We start from the raw sequence: 15,535 nt of genomic DNA, 5'->3' as shown, positions 1-15,535 counted from the left end.
TGACGTAGGCTTACCTTCGGTAACCTTACTTCAGAGTAAGGAAGCGGGTAAGGACAGTGACCGCAGCTGGGAGATGACATGGTCGACCGCTATCTGAGCTTCACCGGCACCACGCCCGGCCGCTTCCTGACCCGGCGCCTCGGCCTCCCCCAGCCCGCCCCGCTGAAACGCTGGTCGCCCGAGCACCCCACCCTCGGCGGCGATCTGCTGCACCTCACCGCGGGCGGGTCCGACCTGGACCTCACCGCCACGGGCCTCGCTCTGACCCGTTCCTCCGAGCGTCCCGCCGCCGTCCTCCTCGACGCCACCGGCGTCCGGGACGTCGAGGGCCTCGCCGACGTCCACACGGCGCTGCACCCCGTCGTGCGGTCGGTCGCCGCGAGCGGCCGGGTGGTGGTGCTCGGCGCCCCACTCGATGCCGTCGACCACCACCAGGCCGCCGCCCAGCAGGCTCTCGAAGGGTTCGTGCGCTCGCTCGGCAAGGAGATCGGCCGGGGCAGGACCGTGAACCTCGTCCGGTCGGCCTACGCGCTCGCCGCCGAGTCGACCCTGCGCTTCCTGCTCTCCCCCAAGTCCGCCTACGTCAGCGGCCAGGTGATCGAGGTGGGCGGCCGGCAGGTCACCGCGCCCGACGACTGGGACCTCCCCCTGGCCGGCCGGACCGCGCTGGTCACCGGCGGCGCGCGCGGGATCGGGGAGGCGGTCGCCGAGACGCTGGCGCGGGACGGGGCGCGGGTCGTCGTCCTGGACGTACCGCAGGCGGCGACGGACGCGCGGCGGGTCGCCGAACGGCTCGGCGGCACCGCGCTCGCCCTCGACATCACGGCGGCGGACGCGGGCGAGCGGATCGCCGCCGCCCTGCCCGACGGCCTGGACGTCCTGATCCACAACGCGGGCATCACCCGCGACCGGCGGCTCGTCAACATGCCCTTCGAGCGCTGGAGTCCGGTGCTGGAGGTGAACCTGGCGAGCGTGCTGCGCACGACGGACGCGCTGCTCGCGGCCGGAACGCTCAGGCGGGGCGGCCGGATCGTCGCGACCGCCTCCATCGCGGGTCTGGCCGGCAACGCGGGCCAGACGAACTACGGCGCGAGCAAGGCGGGCGTCGCCGGGCTGGTGCGCGCCCTCGCGCCGCGTGCCCTCGCCGAACACGGGGTGACGGTCAACGCGGTCGCGCCCGGGTTCATCGAGACGAGGATGACGGCCGCGGTCCCCCTGTTCATCAGGGAGGCGGGCCGCCGTATGAACTCCCTCGCGCAGGGCGGTCTGCCCGTCGACGTCGCCGAGACCACCGCCTGGTTCGCCCACCCGGCCTCCGGGGCGGTCAACGGGCAGGTCGTGCGGGTGTGCGGCCAGAGCCTGTTGGGGGCGTAGTGACGACCGCGCCGACGACCACGACCCTGACCGGCTCCCCCTCGCTCGCGCCCCTGCTCACCCGGGGCGCCCTGCTGTCCCCGTTCAAACGGCCCCGCCCGGACGCGGACTTCCCCCGCACCCGGCTGGTGCTGCCCGGCCTGCGCGTCGACCTGGCGCGACTGGCCGCCTACGAGCGGGTGTGCGGGTTCGCGACCGGGGACGACGCGCTGCCGCCGACGTATCCGCACGTCCTCGGCTTCCCGCTGGCCATGCGGCTGATGAGCGGACGGGACTTCCCGCTGCCGCTGCTCGGGCTGGTCCACACGTCAATCGAGATCACCCAGCGGCGGGCGATGACCGCGACCGGGGAGTACCAATTCACGGTCTATGTCGACGAGTTGGCGCCACATCGGCGCGGCACCGAGGCCGCGGTGGTCACCGAGGTGCGGACGGCGGACGCGGGGCGGACGGAGGACGGCGGACCGGAAGGGGACGAGGTGGTGTGGGAGTCGAGGAGCACGTATCTGGCCCGGCACCGCACTGACCGGCCGCCGGACTCCGCGGCCCCCGTGACCTCCGCGGCCTCCGTGACCGACCGGCGGGACCCCCTGCCCGCCGTCACCGAGTGGCGGCTCGCCGGGGACGTGGGGCGGCGGTACGGCGCGGCCTCCGGGGACCGCAACCCGATCCACCTGTACGCCCTGACTGCCCGGCTGTTCGGCTTCCGCCGGGCCATCGCGCACGGCATGTGGACGGTGGCCCGCTGTCTGGCCGCGCACGGCACCCCGGCCGCCGCCGTGATGCGGGCCGACTTCCGGGCGCCGGTGTCACTGCCGGGGACGGTCACGTACGCGGCCGAGGACGGGCTCTTCGAACTGCGCGCCGCGGACGGCCGGACCCATGTGACCGGGGGCGTCTACCCGCTCGTCTCATGAACGGAGTCGGGCGGTGACCAGGGGTGCCCTTCCATCAGGTTCCCCAGGCCCGCCCACGCGAAGTTCATCAGGGTCGCCGCCGCCTGCCGGGCGGTGACACCGTCAGTCGCGTTGGCCCACGCGGCCAGCGACTCGGCGGCGCCGACCAGGGACTCGGCCAGACCGGCGACCTCCCGCTCCGGCAGATCGGGGTCCCGGTGCGCGGCCCGGGCCGCGACGACGATCAGCTGGGTCACGAACGCGACCAACTCCGCACGCATCGCGGTGACCTCGGCGGCGAACGGCTCACCGTGGGTGCGGGCCTGGAGGTGCAGGACCGACCAGCCGTCCGGGTTCTGCGCGGTGTGTCCGAAGAACGCCCGCAGCCCGTCCCAGAGTTGACGGTCGGCCGGCAGACCGGACCCCACCGCGGCCCGGACCGACTCGGTGAGCGCCCGCGCCTCCCGCCGGATGCAGGCGGTGAAGAGGTCTTCCTTCGAGTTCAGGTACAGATACACCAACGGCTTGGACACGCCCGCCAGTTCGGCGATCTCGTCCATCGACGCGGCCATGTACCCGCGCTGGCCGAAGGTCCGTACGGCGGCGTCCAGCATCTGCTGCTCCCGGACCGCCCGCGGCATCCGCTTGCTCTTCACGGCACCCATGAGACACAGAGTAGTTGGGTGCCGACCACTCGGAGTCAGGTCAGGAAGCCTGGCCCTGGGCCCGTGCCGTGTCGTCGGCGGTGTCCTCCTGGTTGCGGTTCGCCTCCAGGTTGGCCTTCACACGGTCCACCTTCCGCACGACCTGGATCGAGGCGCGGTCGCGTTCCTTGCGGAGCACCACGAAGCTGATCGGGGCGGAGATCACCAGGGCCAGCAGGACGACCCACATGCCGTTGGAGGCGCCGAGGCCACGCGGGGCGACGCCGGAGTAGACGAGGCCCCAGACGACCACGAGGCAGCCCACGAAGATCCCGAGGCGCATCAGCGTGTAGCGGAGCATCTCAATCCACTCTTCCGATTCCAAAAAGGGGCACTGTCCAGTGAAGCACGCCGGACATCCGATCTTGGAAGGGGGTGTCAGGGGGCGTCAGGGGGTGTACGCCTGGTCAGTGCAGCGGCAGCAGCATGACCACGTCGTCGCGGTCGTCGCCGGGGGCGACGCGTATCGCGTCGGGTATCCGGCCGACCTCCTTGTAGCCGCAGGAGCCGTAGAACCGCTCCAGGCCGAGGCCGCCGCGGCAGGTGAGCCGGATCGCCTCGATGCCGTCGAGGGTGCGGGCCGTGTCCGCGGCGGCGGCCAGCAGGTCCCGGCCGTACCCCTTGCCCTGGTGCCGGGGATGGACCATCACCGTGTAGAGCCACAGCCAGTGCCTCATCAGCCGGTGCGTGTTGAAGGTGAGGAAGGAGGCCGCGGCGACCTGCCCTTCCTCGTCGTGCCCGACGAGGAGCCGGGCGCGCCCCTCGGCCATCCCCGCGAAGTGCTTCACCAGCTCCGGCCGGATCGCCTCCCGGCTCACGGGTGCCACGAAACCGACGGCGCCGCCCGCGTTGGAGACGTCCGTCCACAGGTCGAGGAGGCCGTCGCGCAGTTCGGGGGTGACGGCCGGATCGAGAGTGAAGGTAAGGGGCATGAGCGAAGATTAGTTATTACGCCAGGCTCGCCTCAAGGGCGTTTCGACGTCACGTGCGTCACGTGCATGACGTGCGTCACGTACATCACGCACGTCGCGCGCTCAGGCAGGTCACACACGTCACCCCAAGGCCCGCGCCGCCACCTTCAGGTCGGCGACCAGCCCCTGGTACGCGCTCTCCCGGTCGTCCGCACGCAGCACCGACGACGGGTGCACGGTCGGCACCAGCCGTTCCGGGCGCCCGTGGATCTCCTCCTCCAGAACCGTCCCGCGCACCTGCGTGACCCGGAACGACGACCCGAGCAGGGCCTTGCCGGCGGTGGCGCCCAGCACCACGATCAGCTCCGGTTCGACGATCGCCAACTCGGCGGCGAGCCACGGCGCGCATGCCGTCATCTCCCGCAGCGTCGGCGGCTTGTGGATCCGGCGCTTGCCCGGCTCGGGCCGCGTGAACTTGAAGTGCTTGACGGCGTTGGTGACGTACGCGTCGTCGGGGTCGATGCCCGCCTCCGCGAGCGCCCGGTCCAGCAGCCGCCCGGTCGGGCCGACGAACGGTTCGCCCTGCCGGTCCTCCTGGTCGCCGGGCTGCTCCCCGACGAGCATCACGCGGGCGTCGGCCGCGCCCGTCCCGAACACGGTCTGCGTGGCGTCCCGGTGCAGGGGGCAGCCCCGGCAGTCGGCGGCGGCGCGGCGCAGGGCGGGGAGCCCGCCCCGGGAGGGGACGAAGGGTTCCGCGGTGTGCGCGTCTTCGGGCGCGGCCGTACGGGGACTCACGTCCGCCGGGTACCGCGCCCGCGGCGCCTCACACGCGCATCGGCTGCGGCGACTCCCGGCGGGCCGGGTCGGGGCCGTCGTACTCGCGGAGGATCTCGTAGCGCGTGTTGCGCTCGACGGGGCGGAAGCCGGCGTCGCGGATGAGGTCGAGGAGGTCCTCGCGGGTGAGCTTGTTCGGGGTGCCGTAGTTGTCGGCGTCGTGGGTGATCTTGTACTCGACGACCGAGCCGTCCATGTCGTCGGCGCCGTGCTGGAGGGCCAGCTGGGCCGTCTGGACGCCGTGCATGACCCAGAAGACCTTGACGTGCGGGACGTTGTCGAACAGCAGCCGGGAGACCGCGAAGGTCTTCAGCGCCTCCGCGCCCGTCGCCATCTGCGTGCGCGCCTGGAGACGGTTGCGGACCTTGCCGTCCTTCATGTCCACGAAGTCGTGCTGGTAGCGCAGCGGGATGAAGACCTGGAAGCCGCCGGTCTCGTCCTGGAGCTCACGCAGCCGCAGCACGTGGTCCACCCGGTGGCGGGGCTCCTCGATGTGGCCGTAGAGCATGGTGCACGGGGTCTTCAGACCCTTCTCGTGCGCCAGCCGGTGGATGCGCGACCAGTCCTCCCAGTGGGTGCGGTGGTCGACGATGTGCTGACGGACCTCCCAGTCGAAGATCTCCGCGCCGCCACCGGTCAGCGACTCCAGACCGGAGTCGATCAGCTCGTCGAGGATCTCACTCGCGCCGAGCCCGGAGATGGTCTCGAAGTGGTGGATCTCGGTGGCCGTGAAGGCCTTGAGGGAGACGTTCGGCAGCGCCTTCTTCAGCTCGCTCAGCGAGCGCGGGTAGTAGCGCCACGGCAGGTTCGGGTGCAGCCCGTTGACGATGTGCAGCTCGGTGAGGTTGTCGCCCTCCATCGCCTTGGCGAGCTTCACCGCCTCCTCGATACGCATCGTGTACGCGTCCTTCTCGCCCGGCTTGCGCTGGAACGAGCAGTAGGCGCAGGACGCCGTGCACACGTTGGTCATGTTGAGGTGACGGTTGACGTTGAAGTGGACGACGTCACCGTTCTTGCGCGTCCGCACCTCGTGCGCGAGTCCGCCGAGCCAGGCCAGGTCGTCCGACTCGTACAGCGCGATGCCGTCCTCACGGGTCAGCCGTTCACCGGCCCTGACCTTCTCCTCCAGCTCGCGCTTGAGCCCGAGATCCATGCCCACAACCTTTCTCCGACGAATCCGACAACCGTACGCCCCCGCTCTTCGGGCGGGAGGCGCCCCCGAACGGCGCTCAACGCGCCTACGCCACCTCTTCGGGCAGCTCCCCGACCCGGTTCTCCCACTTCGTGGAGAGCACGATCGTGGTACGGGTCCGGGACACGCCCTTGGTTCCCGACAACCGCCGGATGATCTTCTCCAGGCCGTCCACGTCCGTCGCCCGCACCTTGAGCATGAACGAGTCGTCGCCCGCGATGAACCAGCAGTCCTCGATCTCGCTGAGGTCCTTCAGCCGGGCGGCCACGTCCTCGTGGTCGGCGGCGTCGGAGAGTGAGATGCCGATGAGGGCGATGACGCCGAGACCGAGCGAGGCGGAGTCGACGGTGGCGCGGTAACCGGTGATGACACCGGCCGCCTCCAGCCGGTTGATGCGGTCGGTGACGCTGGGTCCCGACAGACCGACGAGGCGCCCCAGCTCCGCGTAGGAGGCCCGGCCGTTCTCCCTCAGGGCCTGGATGAGCTGCCTGTCCACCGCGTCCATGCGATCGAAGCCTTCCGCTGAAGAGGTCTGAAGAGGTCTGAAGGTCTGAAGAGATCTGGGATGTCTGAGGAGGTGAGGAGATGGTCCGAGGAGGTCCGAGAGTTCCCGGAGTTGAGGGGTACGCCGGCCGGCACGCCGCTCACCGGGGCCTGGAGCCGCCCAGCTCGCCCTTCCAGCGGCGGTAGAGCCCGTGAGCCACGCCCGCCGCGTCGAGGACCCGGCCGGCGACGAAGTCCACCAGGTCCTGGATGTGGGTGGCGCCCGAGTAGAAGCCCGGCGAGGCGGGCACCACGCTCGCGCCGGCGTCGTCCAGGGCGACCAGGTGCCGCAGTGTCTGGCCGCCCAGGGGTGCCTCCCGTACCGCCACGACCAGGGGACGGCGCTCTTTCAGGGTCACGCTCGCGGCGCGCTGGAGCAGGTCCTTCGACAGCCCCAGCGCGACACCCGCGACACACGCGGTCGACGCGGGCACGATCAGCATCCCCTTCGAGGGGTACGACCCCGAGGACGGCCCGGCCGCCAGGTCCCCGGCGCCCCAGTACCGCACCCGGTCGATCTCCACCGGGAAGCTGTCGGGCTTTCCGTCGGCCCCCCTGGCCAGCCATTCCCGCAGGTCGTCCCGCCAGTGAGCGTCCCGGAAGGAGATCCCGGTCTCGTCGAGCAGGGTGAGCCGCGAGGCCCGGCTGACGATCAGGTCGACACACTCCCCCGCGTCCAGCAACGCCCGCAGGACGGCGGCGGCATACGGCGTACCGGACGCCCCAGAGACCCCCACGATCCAAGGCACGCGCTGCGATTCTCCTGCGTTCACACCCCGAGCGTACCGGCGCGCGAGGACGTACTCAGGACCGGCCGGTCAGGTCGTCACAGTCGGGGCAGAGGAACGGCGTCGGCGGCGAGTGTCAGCCGGTCAGCTGTGCGTGGGTGTCAGGCCGTCGGGAGGGAGACCGTGATCCGTGTGCGGTGCCCGGCGGTGAGGGAGATGTTCCGGGCATGCGGGCCGAGCATGGAGGCACCGACCTGTGCGGAAGTGCTGACGGCCGTGATGCCGCGGCGGCTGATCAGCGTGACGTCCTGGGTCCGGTCCGAGGTGACGGTCACCGTCGCGGTGCCGTCGGACAGATCCCAGTCCACAGCGTGCACACGGATTCCGCCCCGGCCCCGGATGCCGGTGATCGTGCCCTTGTCCCACTGCTCGGGCAGTGCGGGAAGGAGTTCGAGAACGCCGGGCCTCGTGTAGAGCAGCGCCTCGGCCAGTACGGCGGGCAGGGCGTTCGCCGCGTCGGCGTTGTAGATGTGCCGCCCGGGATTGTGGGAGGTCATCAGCGACCGGAAGAGCATGTCACCGCCGATGACCTTCCGGAGGTTGTCGTACACCTGGGCGCCGTCCTTGAGCCGGGCCGCCGCCAGGGCGCGGTGCAGGCTGCCGTGTGCGGAGAGGTTCTGGTCTCCACGCAGTTCGAGCGCCCTGAGTGCCGGGGCCACCAGGTCGGGCCGTTCCTCCGGGTTGATCTCGTGCAGGGGCCAGACGGCGTACAGGTGCTGGATGTGGCGGTGGTCGTAGTGGTCGGTCAGGCCGGGCCAGGACCATTCGGCGAGCGCGCCGTCCTCGTTGATCCGGTAGTCGGGGATCCTGTCGAGCAGTGCCGTCCAGCGTTCGACGCCCTCGCCGCTGCCCTGTTCGACGCCGAGGGCGTCCGCGGCGTCGATGGCGGCGCGGAGGGCGTGTCGGCCGGCCATGATGTCGCCGGTGGCGTTGACGGACAGGTACTCGCCCGTGCTGCCCGGGGCGTTCTCCATGGAGAAGGACGGCACGAAGACCGCGTTGCCGTTCGTGTCCGTGCGGGTGAGGAAGTCCTGGTAGAACAGGGCCAGTTCGATCAACGCGGGGCCGAGCCTGCTCCGCAGGAACGCCTGGTCGCCGGTGATCTCGTAGTACTCCAGGAGCGGGTGGAGCAGCCAGTCGGCGCCGCCTGTCCAGCAGTGGCCGGGGAAGTCGCCGCCGTCGAAGTGCAGCATGTGGCCGTACTCGCCGTCGGTACGGGAGGGGGCGAGGAAGCCACGGGCGCCGTAAAGGTGGCCGGCGTTGGTGCGCCAGTGGTTCAGCTGACCGAGGATCAGGTCGAAGTAGCCCTCCATGGCCTCGGTGAGGTCGAGGATGTTGCCGCCCGCGACCTGGAGGTTGACGTTGGCGTCGGTGGTGAAGTCACCGGCCCAGGCGGCGGTCCACGCACCCGTCCAGATGCCGGTCAGGCGGGGTGGCAGGATGCCGCTGGAGCTGAGGAAGAGGTAGCGGCCGGAGTCGTAGAGCCGCTCCAGCAGGGCGGGATCGATGACGCCGCGGTCGGCGTTCTGACGGGCGATGAGCTCGGTGGTCGACCGTCGGCGGTCGGCCTCGGGGACGTTCAGGTCGAGGCGGGAGCGGTCGTACAGTTCCGAGTGGATCTCCGTATGGCGGGCGAGCAGTACCTCGTAGTCGGAGTCCAGGGCGGCCAGCCCGGCGTGCAGGGGCCGGGTGTCCCAGTCGGTGGGCGTCTCGTACCTGTCCAGTCGGGTCAGGAGGGTGAGCCTGGCCGCCCCTGTGACGACGACGGTCGAGCCGCTGACGGCGACCGTGCCGCCGGTCGGCACGACGCGGGTGACGCCCTCGTAGCCGTAGGCGCCCAGGCCCTCGGGGTAGGTGGCGCGCAGGTTCAGCCACCCTGAGCCCTCCCCGACGTCGGCCAGGGTGGTGAACGTCATGCGGGTGTGCAGGGTGTCGCCCCCGCCGTGGTCGGTCGCGGTGTCGTCGAGCGCGGTGTGCACGCCCAGGGTGACGTCGACGGTGCGGCCCGGGGCGGGCGCCAGTTCGTGGACGACGACCCGGTCGGCGCGGGATACGAAGATCCGCCGGGACCAGGTGCCGTGCGCGTCCGTCCAGGCGGAGGTGACCTCACCCGTGCGGAAGTCGGTGACCCGCGTGTACCGGTCGTCCCGGTCGTACCGGTCGGCGGCGGGGCCGTCCGCGGTGGTGATCCGCAGCTCGTAGGCGGGATGGTACGTCTGGGTCCAGCGCAGCTCCCACCCGGCGGCGAAGTCCCGGTTCGCTCCGGCGTAGTCCCCGGCCAGCGCCTTGTCCCGCACCGCTTCCAGCCGGTCGGCGAGCACCGGCGGGGTGACGTCGCGGGTGCCGTTCGGCAGGACGAGGCGGTGGTCGTTGAGGACGACCTTCTCCAGCGCCGGGTCCCCGTACACCACGGCCCCGTACTCGCCGTTACCGGTCAGGAAGCCGTCGGTCCACGCATCGGCGGGAGCGGTGTCGTGGATCCCGCGGTCGGGGAGCGGGATCAGGGCCCGCGAGGGCGTGGTCGTGTCGTCCGCCGGGGGGCGTGCGGAGTGCATCGCTTGTTGCCTTGTCCTTGGTGAATGTGGTCGAGGGTCACAGGTCGGCAGGGGCGGTTCACCGTGGGCGGCCGGTACCGTCTGCCGCGCTCGGCGGCACCGGCCATTCCGGATCAGTGTGTCTTGTCGTAGGCCTCCTGGTAGATCTCCAGGAAGCGCTTCAGCCCGAGCTGGTCGAGGTTCTTGAGGTACGAGTCCCAGTCGGAGTCGAGGGACTTCTTGCCGGTGATGAACTGCACGGCGCTCTGCTGTACGAAGGTGCCGATGTTCGTCTGGAGCGTGGCGAGTTCGCCCGCCTGTGCAGGGGCGATCCATGCCTCCCCGTAGGGGAACGGGATCGATGACTTGGACTCGTGTCCCTCGTAGAGCTTCGTGGCGTCGAAGAGCCGGCGCTCCCATCCGTCCACCGTCTTGGGGTCCTTGGCCACGGCCTGCGTGTTGCGGAACTGCTTGGTGTTGTTGTACTGCGTCAGCGCCCCCCAGTTGCCGTTGGCGGGTGCGGTCCCGCGCTTGTACCTCGCCTTCACGCTGTCGTCGAGTGCGATGTCCTTCGGGCCGGGCGTGGCCCACCCTGGGCCCTCCGGGCCGAACATGCCGTTGAGCTCACCCTCCTCGCTGAAGATGTAGTTCAGCATCTTGATCGCCTGGATCTGCTCGGTCTGCGAGGCCTTGGTCGTGAGGACGAAGGTCGCTCCGGGCACCGACGACGAGGCATACGTCGCGGAGCTCTTGCCCTCCGGGCCGGTCAGCGGAGGCAGCGCGTCGTACTGCAGGTCGCGGCCGTCCTTCTGGCCCCCAGTGACGGCTATCTGCGGGTGCATCACCGTCGCCGAGCCCAGGATCACTCCACCCGCGTGGTCGCCCAGCTTCATCAGGGCCTCCGCGTTCTGGGTGAAGACGCTGCTGTCGATCAGATCTTCGTCGTAGAGCGACTTGATGTACTTCAGGCCCTCGCGCCAGCCCGCCTTGTTCGCCTGGATGTCGGCCTTGCCGTCGTTCAGGACCAGGGTGGGGTTGGTGTCGGGGGAGACGTTGCCGGTCGGGGTGTCGATGAAGGCGTTCATCAGGTACGGGATGATCGTGTCCCCGGTGTCCCCGCTCAGCGGAACCTCGTCGGCCTTGCCGTTGCCGTTGGGGTCCTTCGTCTTGAAGGCGCGGAGCACGTCGCGGAACTCGTCGGTGGTGGTCGGCTGCTTCAGCCCCAGCTTCTTCAGCCACTCACTGTTCATCCACAGCTTGGCCGGATACGAGCAGTGGAAGCAGTCGACCCACTGGGGCATTCCATAGATCTTGCCGTCGGGCGCGGTGGCCATCCGCTTGTACGCGGGGACGTCGGCGAACGCCTTCTTGATGTTGGGGCCGTACTGGTCGATCAACTGGTTCAGCGGCTGGATGACGCCCTGGGTGGACAGCTTGAGGAGCTCCGTCTGGCTGAACTGGTCGACCCAGGGAATCAGCAGGTACAGGTCGGGCAGGTCGCCGCTGGCCAGCGAGATCTGGCGCTTCTCCTTGGCCGGGCCGCCGTCCTGGGTGGTCGTCTGCCAGTTGATGGTGATGTTGAACTTCTGCTTGATCAGCTTGGTGAACGCATTGGTCTTGAGGTTCTGGTCCGCGGCCTGGGGAGCGAAGACGTCGAGGGTGACCGGCGGGTTCCCGGTGATCTTGGGGAGCGGCTTGGACGTGTCGTTGTCGCCGGACGAACCGCTGGTGCAGGCCGCCAGGGTCGCGAGCAGCGTCCCGGCGACCGCTGCTCTCGTGAGCAGGGGTGAACGAGGCATGGGGAAGTCCCTTCTGGTGACAGGGGGATGGCAAGGGGGAGGTGAGGGGCGAGCGCGGGGAAGGCCGGGTCTGCTCAGCCCTTGATCGCGCCGATCATGATTCCCTTGGTGAAGTAGCGGGCGACGAAGGGGTAGATGAGCAGGACGGGCACGCTCGCGATGACGATCAGGGAGTACTTGAGCAGGTCCGCGAGCTGCTGGCGTTCCAGCATCTGGGCGGTGTCCGTCATGCCGCCGGGGCTGGTGTTGAGGATGAGGATGTTCCGCAGCACCAGCTGGATCGGGTAGAGATCGGCGTCCTTGAGGTAGAGCAGGGCGTCGAAGTAGGAGTTCCACTGGGCGATGGCGTACATCAGCGCTATGACGGCGACCATCGGTTTGGCCAGGGGCAGGGCGACCTTCCACAGGAAGCGCAGATCCCCGCAGCCGTCGAGTTGCGCGGCCTCGTACAACTCGTCGGGGATCATGGTGCGGAAGTAGGTGCTGGCGATGACGACCTGCCAGACGCCGATGGCCTGCGGGATGATCAGCGCCCAGCGGGTGTTGATCATCCCGAGTTCCTGGACCACCAGATAGGTGGGGATCAGGCCGCCGGAGAACAGCATGGTGAAGATCACGACGCCTATCAGCGGGCCCCGCCCGAACAGGCTCTTGCGTGACAGGGGATAGGCGAGGGCGATGGTGAAGGTGACGCTGATGAGCGTGCCGAACACCGTGTAGAAGAGCGAGTTGAGGAACCCGGTGATGATCTGCGGGCTGCTCAGGGCGACTTCGTAGCCGCGCAGGGAGAATTCGACCGGCCAGAACAGCACCCGGCCGGACGAGACGGCGATCGGGTTGCTGAAGGAACTGGCGACGATGTTCAGCAGCGGAAGCAGAACGACCGCCAGGAACGTGCACAGCAGCAGGTAGGTGCAGAACAGGAACATCCGGTCGACCCGGCTCTCCTGAATCCTCCGGCTGCCACGCCGTCGGAGCGGGAGCGGACGCGGAGAGCCAGAACCCCGGCGTGCGCCGGGAGTTGCCGGGCTGTCATGGCCCTCCGGGCCGGCGACCGCGGTGATCTGTGACGGGCTCATGACCACACCCCGCTTCCGGTGAGCCGTTTGGCGGCGAAGTTCACGAAGACCAGCAGGACCAGATTGACCACCGAGTTGAGCAGTCCGATGGCGGTCGCCTGGCTGAAGTCGGCGTTGAGCAGGCCGGTCTTGTAGACGTAGGTGGCGATGATCTCCGAGGAGCTGAGGTTCATCGGGTTCTGCAGCAGGAAGGCCTTCTCGAAGCCGATGGACATGATGTTGCCGACGGCGAGGACGAGGATGATCACGGCGGTCGGCATGATGCTCGGCAGGTCGACGTGCCAGATCTTCTGCAGCCGCGAGGCACCGTCGACACGTGCCGCCTCGTACAGCGACTGGTCGACACCGGCGAGTGCGGCCAGATAGATCACGGCCGAATAGCCCGCCGTCTGCCAGATGTCCGACCAGACGTAGATGTGGCGGAAGTAGTCCGCGTCCGCCAGCAGGTCCGTCCTGTCGACGCCGAAGAAGCCCGTGACATGGCTGATGAGACCTGTTTGGGGAGACAGGATCATGATCGTCATCGAGACGACGACAACGGTGGAGATGAAGTACGGCGCGTACGTCACCATCTGCACGGTCCGCTTGAAGATCCCCTGCCGGATCTCGTTCAGCGCGAGCGCCAGGATGATCGGCACCGGGAAGCTGGCGATCACCGCGTAGAAGGACAGCAGGAAGGTGTTCTGCACCAGCTGCCAGAAGACCGGGTTGCGGAATATCAGCTGGAAGTTGCGCAGGCCCACCCAGTCGCTTCCCCAGACGCCCCTGATGATGTTGTAGTCCTTGAAGGCGATGACCGCGTTGGTCATGGGGACGTACTTGAAGATCGCCAGATGGACGAGCGGCACGAGCATCAGCAGGTAGAGCGTCCAGTGACGACTGAAACTGCGCCGGGCCCTGCGCCGCACGCTCACCTTCGGCAGGCGGAGCGGCTTCGCCACGCTGTACTGGGACATCTCTAGGCTCCCGAGGCCAAGCGGCGCGTGCGGACCGGGCGACGGGCGCGCCGCGGCAGCCCGGCCGGCCGGTGGGTCCAACTGCCCATTGCTGTGTCTCCTTGCTGGCCGTGCGGGGATGGGACCTGGGGGGCACTGACGAAGGCCGGCCCCACGGGCGGAGCCGTGATCCGTGCGTGCGTGCGTCCACGGCGAGGTCGGTGCCGGTGAGGGAACCGGACAGTGGGCTCGCGAGGCAGGCGATGGTCGCGGCGCCTCGTCGGCGGTGGCCCGGCGTCCCCTGGGGAGGGCGGGCGTGAGTGCGGCGCGTTCTGCCTCGTCGGCGGGGGCGCGCTCCAGCAGGCGCCCGGTCCACGAAGCGTCAGCGGCGCCGGGGGGATGACGGTCACCGCGGATTCCTCAGGGTAATAAGAGGTCGGCCGCGATCGCCCGGGGAAGGGAGAGGACGGCGCCCTCGGTCGCCGAGTACGGCGCCCGCTCGGGCAGGCCCGCGACCTCGGGGGGATCGTCGCTCATGTGCCGGCCTCCTCCTGCCATACGGGACCGTCCGGGTAGCGGTGGGCTGCCACGGAGGCCGGGTGCAGTTGAGCGCTGATGCCGGGAGCGGTCGGTGCGAGGTAGTGGCCGTCGCGGATGCGCACGGGGTCGGTGAAGTGCTCGTGCAGATGGTCGACGTACTCGATCACACGGTTCTCGGTGCCGGCGCTGACGGCGACGTAGTCGAACATCGCCAGGTGCTGCACCATCTCGCAGAGTCCGACACCGCCGGCGTGCGGGCAGACCGGGACCCCGAACTTGGCGGCCAGCAGCAGGACGGCGACGTTCTCCGTGACCCCGGCGGTGCGGCTGGCGTCCATCTGCAGGATGTCCAGCGCTCCCGCCTGGAGAAACTGTTTGAACATGACCTGGTTGTGGGTGTGCTCGCCGGTGGCCACCTTCACGGGCGCCAGCGCCCTGCGGACCGTGGCGTGTCCGAGGATGTCGTCGGGTGAGGTGGGTTCCTCGATCCAGTACGGGTCGAAGGGGGCGAGCGAGCCCATCCAGTCGATCGCCTGCTGAACTCCCCAGGCCTGGTTGGCGTCCACGGCGATCCGGATGTCCGGACCGACCGCCTCGCGGGCCAGCCGCAGCCGGTGGACGTCTGCGTCGAGGTCGGCGCCCACCTTCAGCTTGATCTGGGAGAAACCGTCGGCGACCGCCTCCTTGGACAGCCGCACCAGCTTCTCGTCGTCGTAGCCGAGCCAGCCCGGTGTCGTCGTGTACGCCGGATAGCCGTGCTCCAGCAGGTGGGCGGTGCGCCCGGCACGGCCCGGCTCCGCGCGGCGCAGGATCTCCAGCGCCTCGTCGCGGGTCAGCGCGTCCTCCAGGTAGCGGAAGTCGACCAGGTCGACGAGCTGCTCCGGCGACAGCTCGGACAGCAGCAGCCAGACCGGCTTTCCCGTGCGGCGCCCGTACAGGTCCCACACGGCGTTGACGATCGCCGCGGCGGCCATGTGGATGGCGCCCTTCTCCGGTCCCAGCCAGCGCAGTTGGCTGTCTCCGGTCAACCGCCGGGAGAAGCCGCCGAGATCGGCCAGGACCTCCTCCACCGGCAGCCCGACCACCAAGGGGGCCAGGGCCCGTACGGCGGCGACCTCGACGTCGTTGCCGCGCCCCACCGTGAAGGCCAGCCCGTGTCCCTCGTCACCACCGCTCGTACGGAGCGTCACATAGGCGGCCGAGTAGTCGGGTTCGGGGTTCAAGGCGTCGGAGCCGTCGAGTTCGCGCGAGGTCGGGAACCGTACATCCACCGCTTCGAGGGCGCTGATCAGTTCAGTCATGGTGCGTGGCCGTCCCGGCCCGCGGGCCGTGGTGTCGGTTCGGAATCATGGCAACCACCTGCCGTCAAGCGTCGCTGGCGGTCCCTGTAGAACAACAGGTATCGG

14 protein-coding genes are annotated in these 15,535 nt (G+C 69.6%); 2 read left to right on the top strand and 12 right to left on the bottom strand.

Translation table 11 applies throughout. From position 1 onward, the window contains the following. The first annotated feature begins 78 nt into the window (after positions 1-78). Together OHA64_RS28235 and OHA64_RS28230 are read left to right on the top strand one after the other, a co-directional pair. On the top strand, positions 79-1,374 hold the full coding sequence (locus tag OHA64_RS28235) for a 3-oxoacyl-ACP reductase (RefSeq protein ID WP_405617649.1): 1,296 nt from the start codon (positions 79-81) through the stop codon (positions 1,372-1,374). Further along, on the top strand, positions 1,374-2,291 hold the full coding sequence (locus tag OHA64_RS28230; RefSeq protein ID WP_405617647.1) for a MaoC family dehydratase: 918 nt from the start codon (positions 1,374-1,376) through the stop codon (positions 2,289-2,291). The genes OHA64_RS28235 and OHA64_RS28230 overlap by 1 nt, the downstream gene beginning before the upstream one ends. On the opposite strand, the gene OHA64_RS28225 is transcribed toward OHA64_RS28230, so the two are convergent. The 12 genes from OHA64_RS28225 to OHA64_RS28170 form a co-directional block, all read right to left on the bottom strand. Continuing rightward, the gene (locus tag OHA64_RS28225) at positions 2,273-2,935 is read right to left on the bottom strand and encodes a TetR/AcrR family transcriptional regulator (protein ID WP_405617644.1); all 663 of its coding nucleotides are present in this window, start codon (positions 2,933-2,935) and stop codon (positions 2,273-2,275) included. The two genes, OHA64_RS28230 and OHA64_RS28225, sit on opposite strands and share 19 nt — an antisense overlap. Before the next feature lie 40 nt (positions 2,936-2,975). Continuing rightward, positions 2,976-3,275 (bottom strand): DUF4229 domain-containing protein, encoded by a 300-nt coding sequence (locus tag OHA64_RS28220; RefSeq protein ID WP_405617642.1) that lies wholly within the window; start codon positions 3,273-3,275, stop codon positions 2,976-2,978. Between the two features lie 106 nt (positions 3,276-3,381). Further along, the gene (locus OHA64_RS28215) at positions 3,382-3,906 is read right to left on the bottom strand and encodes a GNAT family N-acetyltransferase (RefSeq protein WP_405617640.1); all 525 of its coding nucleotides are present in this window, start codon (positions 3,904-3,906) and stop codon (positions 3,382-3,384) included. Positions 3,907-4,026: 120 nt separating this feature from the next. After that, positions 4,027-4,680 carry a UdgX family uracil-DNA binding protein gene (locus OHA64_RS28210; protein ID WP_405617638.1) on the bottom strand — a complete coding sequence of 218 codons (654 nt, stop codon included), beginning with the start codon at positions 4,678-4,680 and terminating at the stop codon, positions 4,027-4,029. 28 nt (positions 4,681-4,708) lie between these two features. Then, complete coding sequence (gene mqnE / locus OHA64_RS28205; RefSeq protein WP_405617636.1) at positions 4,709-5,872, bottom strand: aminofutalosine synthase MqnE; 1,164 nt, start codon at positions 5,870-5,872, stop codon at positions 4,709-4,711. An 85-nt stretch (positions 5,873-5,957) separates the two neighbouring features. Beyond that, entirely contained in the window at positions 5,958-6,416 is a 459-nt protein-coding gene (locus tag OHA64_RS28200) for an Lrp/AsnC family transcriptional regulator (RefSeq protein WP_405617634.1), read from the bottom strand. Between the two features lie 139 nt (positions 6,417-6,555). After that, positions 6,556-7,203, bottom strand: a complete 648-nt coding sequence (locus tag OHA64_RS28195) for a UbiX family flavin prenyltransferase (protein WP_405624145.1) — start codon at positions 7,201-7,203, stop codon at positions 6,556-6,558. Positions 7,204-7,343: 140 nt separating this feature from the next. Continuing rightward, on the bottom strand, positions 7,344-9,797 hold the full coding sequence (locus tag OHA64_RS28190) for a glycosyl hydrolase family 95 catalytic domain-containing protein (protein ID WP_405617632.1): 2,454 nt from the start codon (positions 9,795-9,797) through the stop codon (positions 7,344-7,346). A gap of 113 nt (positions 9,798-9,910) precedes the next feature. Next, a complete protein-coding gene (locus OHA64_RS28185) occupies positions 9,911-11,575 on the bottom strand; it encodes an ABC transporter substrate-binding protein (protein ID WP_405617630.1) in 1,665 nt (554 codons plus the stop codon). Positions 11,576-11,649: 74 nt separating this feature from the next. Next, positions 11,650-12,654 carry a carbohydrate ABC transporter permease gene (locus tag OHA64_RS28180; RefSeq protein WP_405617628.1) on the bottom strand — a complete coding sequence of 335 codons (1,005 nt, stop codon included), beginning with the start codon at positions 12,652-12,654 and terminating at the stop codon, positions 11,650-11,652. Next, complete coding sequence (locus tag OHA64_RS28175; RefSeq protein WP_405617626.1) at positions 12,651-13,610, bottom strand: ABC transporter permease; 960 nt, start codon at positions 13,608-13,610, stop codon at positions 12,651-12,653. Before OHA64_RS28175 ends, OHA64_RS28180 begins: the two co-directional genes overlap by 4 nt. Positions 13,611-14,122: 512 nt before the next feature. Next, positions 14,123-15,430 (bottom strand): enolase C-terminal domain-like protein, encoded by a 1,308-nt coding sequence (locus tag OHA64_RS28170; protein WP_405617624.1) that lies wholly within the window; start codon positions 15,428-15,430, stop codon positions 14,123-14,125. Between the last annotated feature and the right edge of the window lie 105 nt (positions 15,431-15,535).

The sequence above is a fragment of the Streptomyces sp. NBC_00076 genome (assembly GCF_045041235.1).
GTDB lineage: Bacteria > Actinomycetota > Actinomycetes > Streptomycetales > Streptomycetaceae > Streptomyces.
Note: the sequence above shows the minus strand (reverse complement) of the source record. Positions and strands in the feature narration are given on the sequence as shown.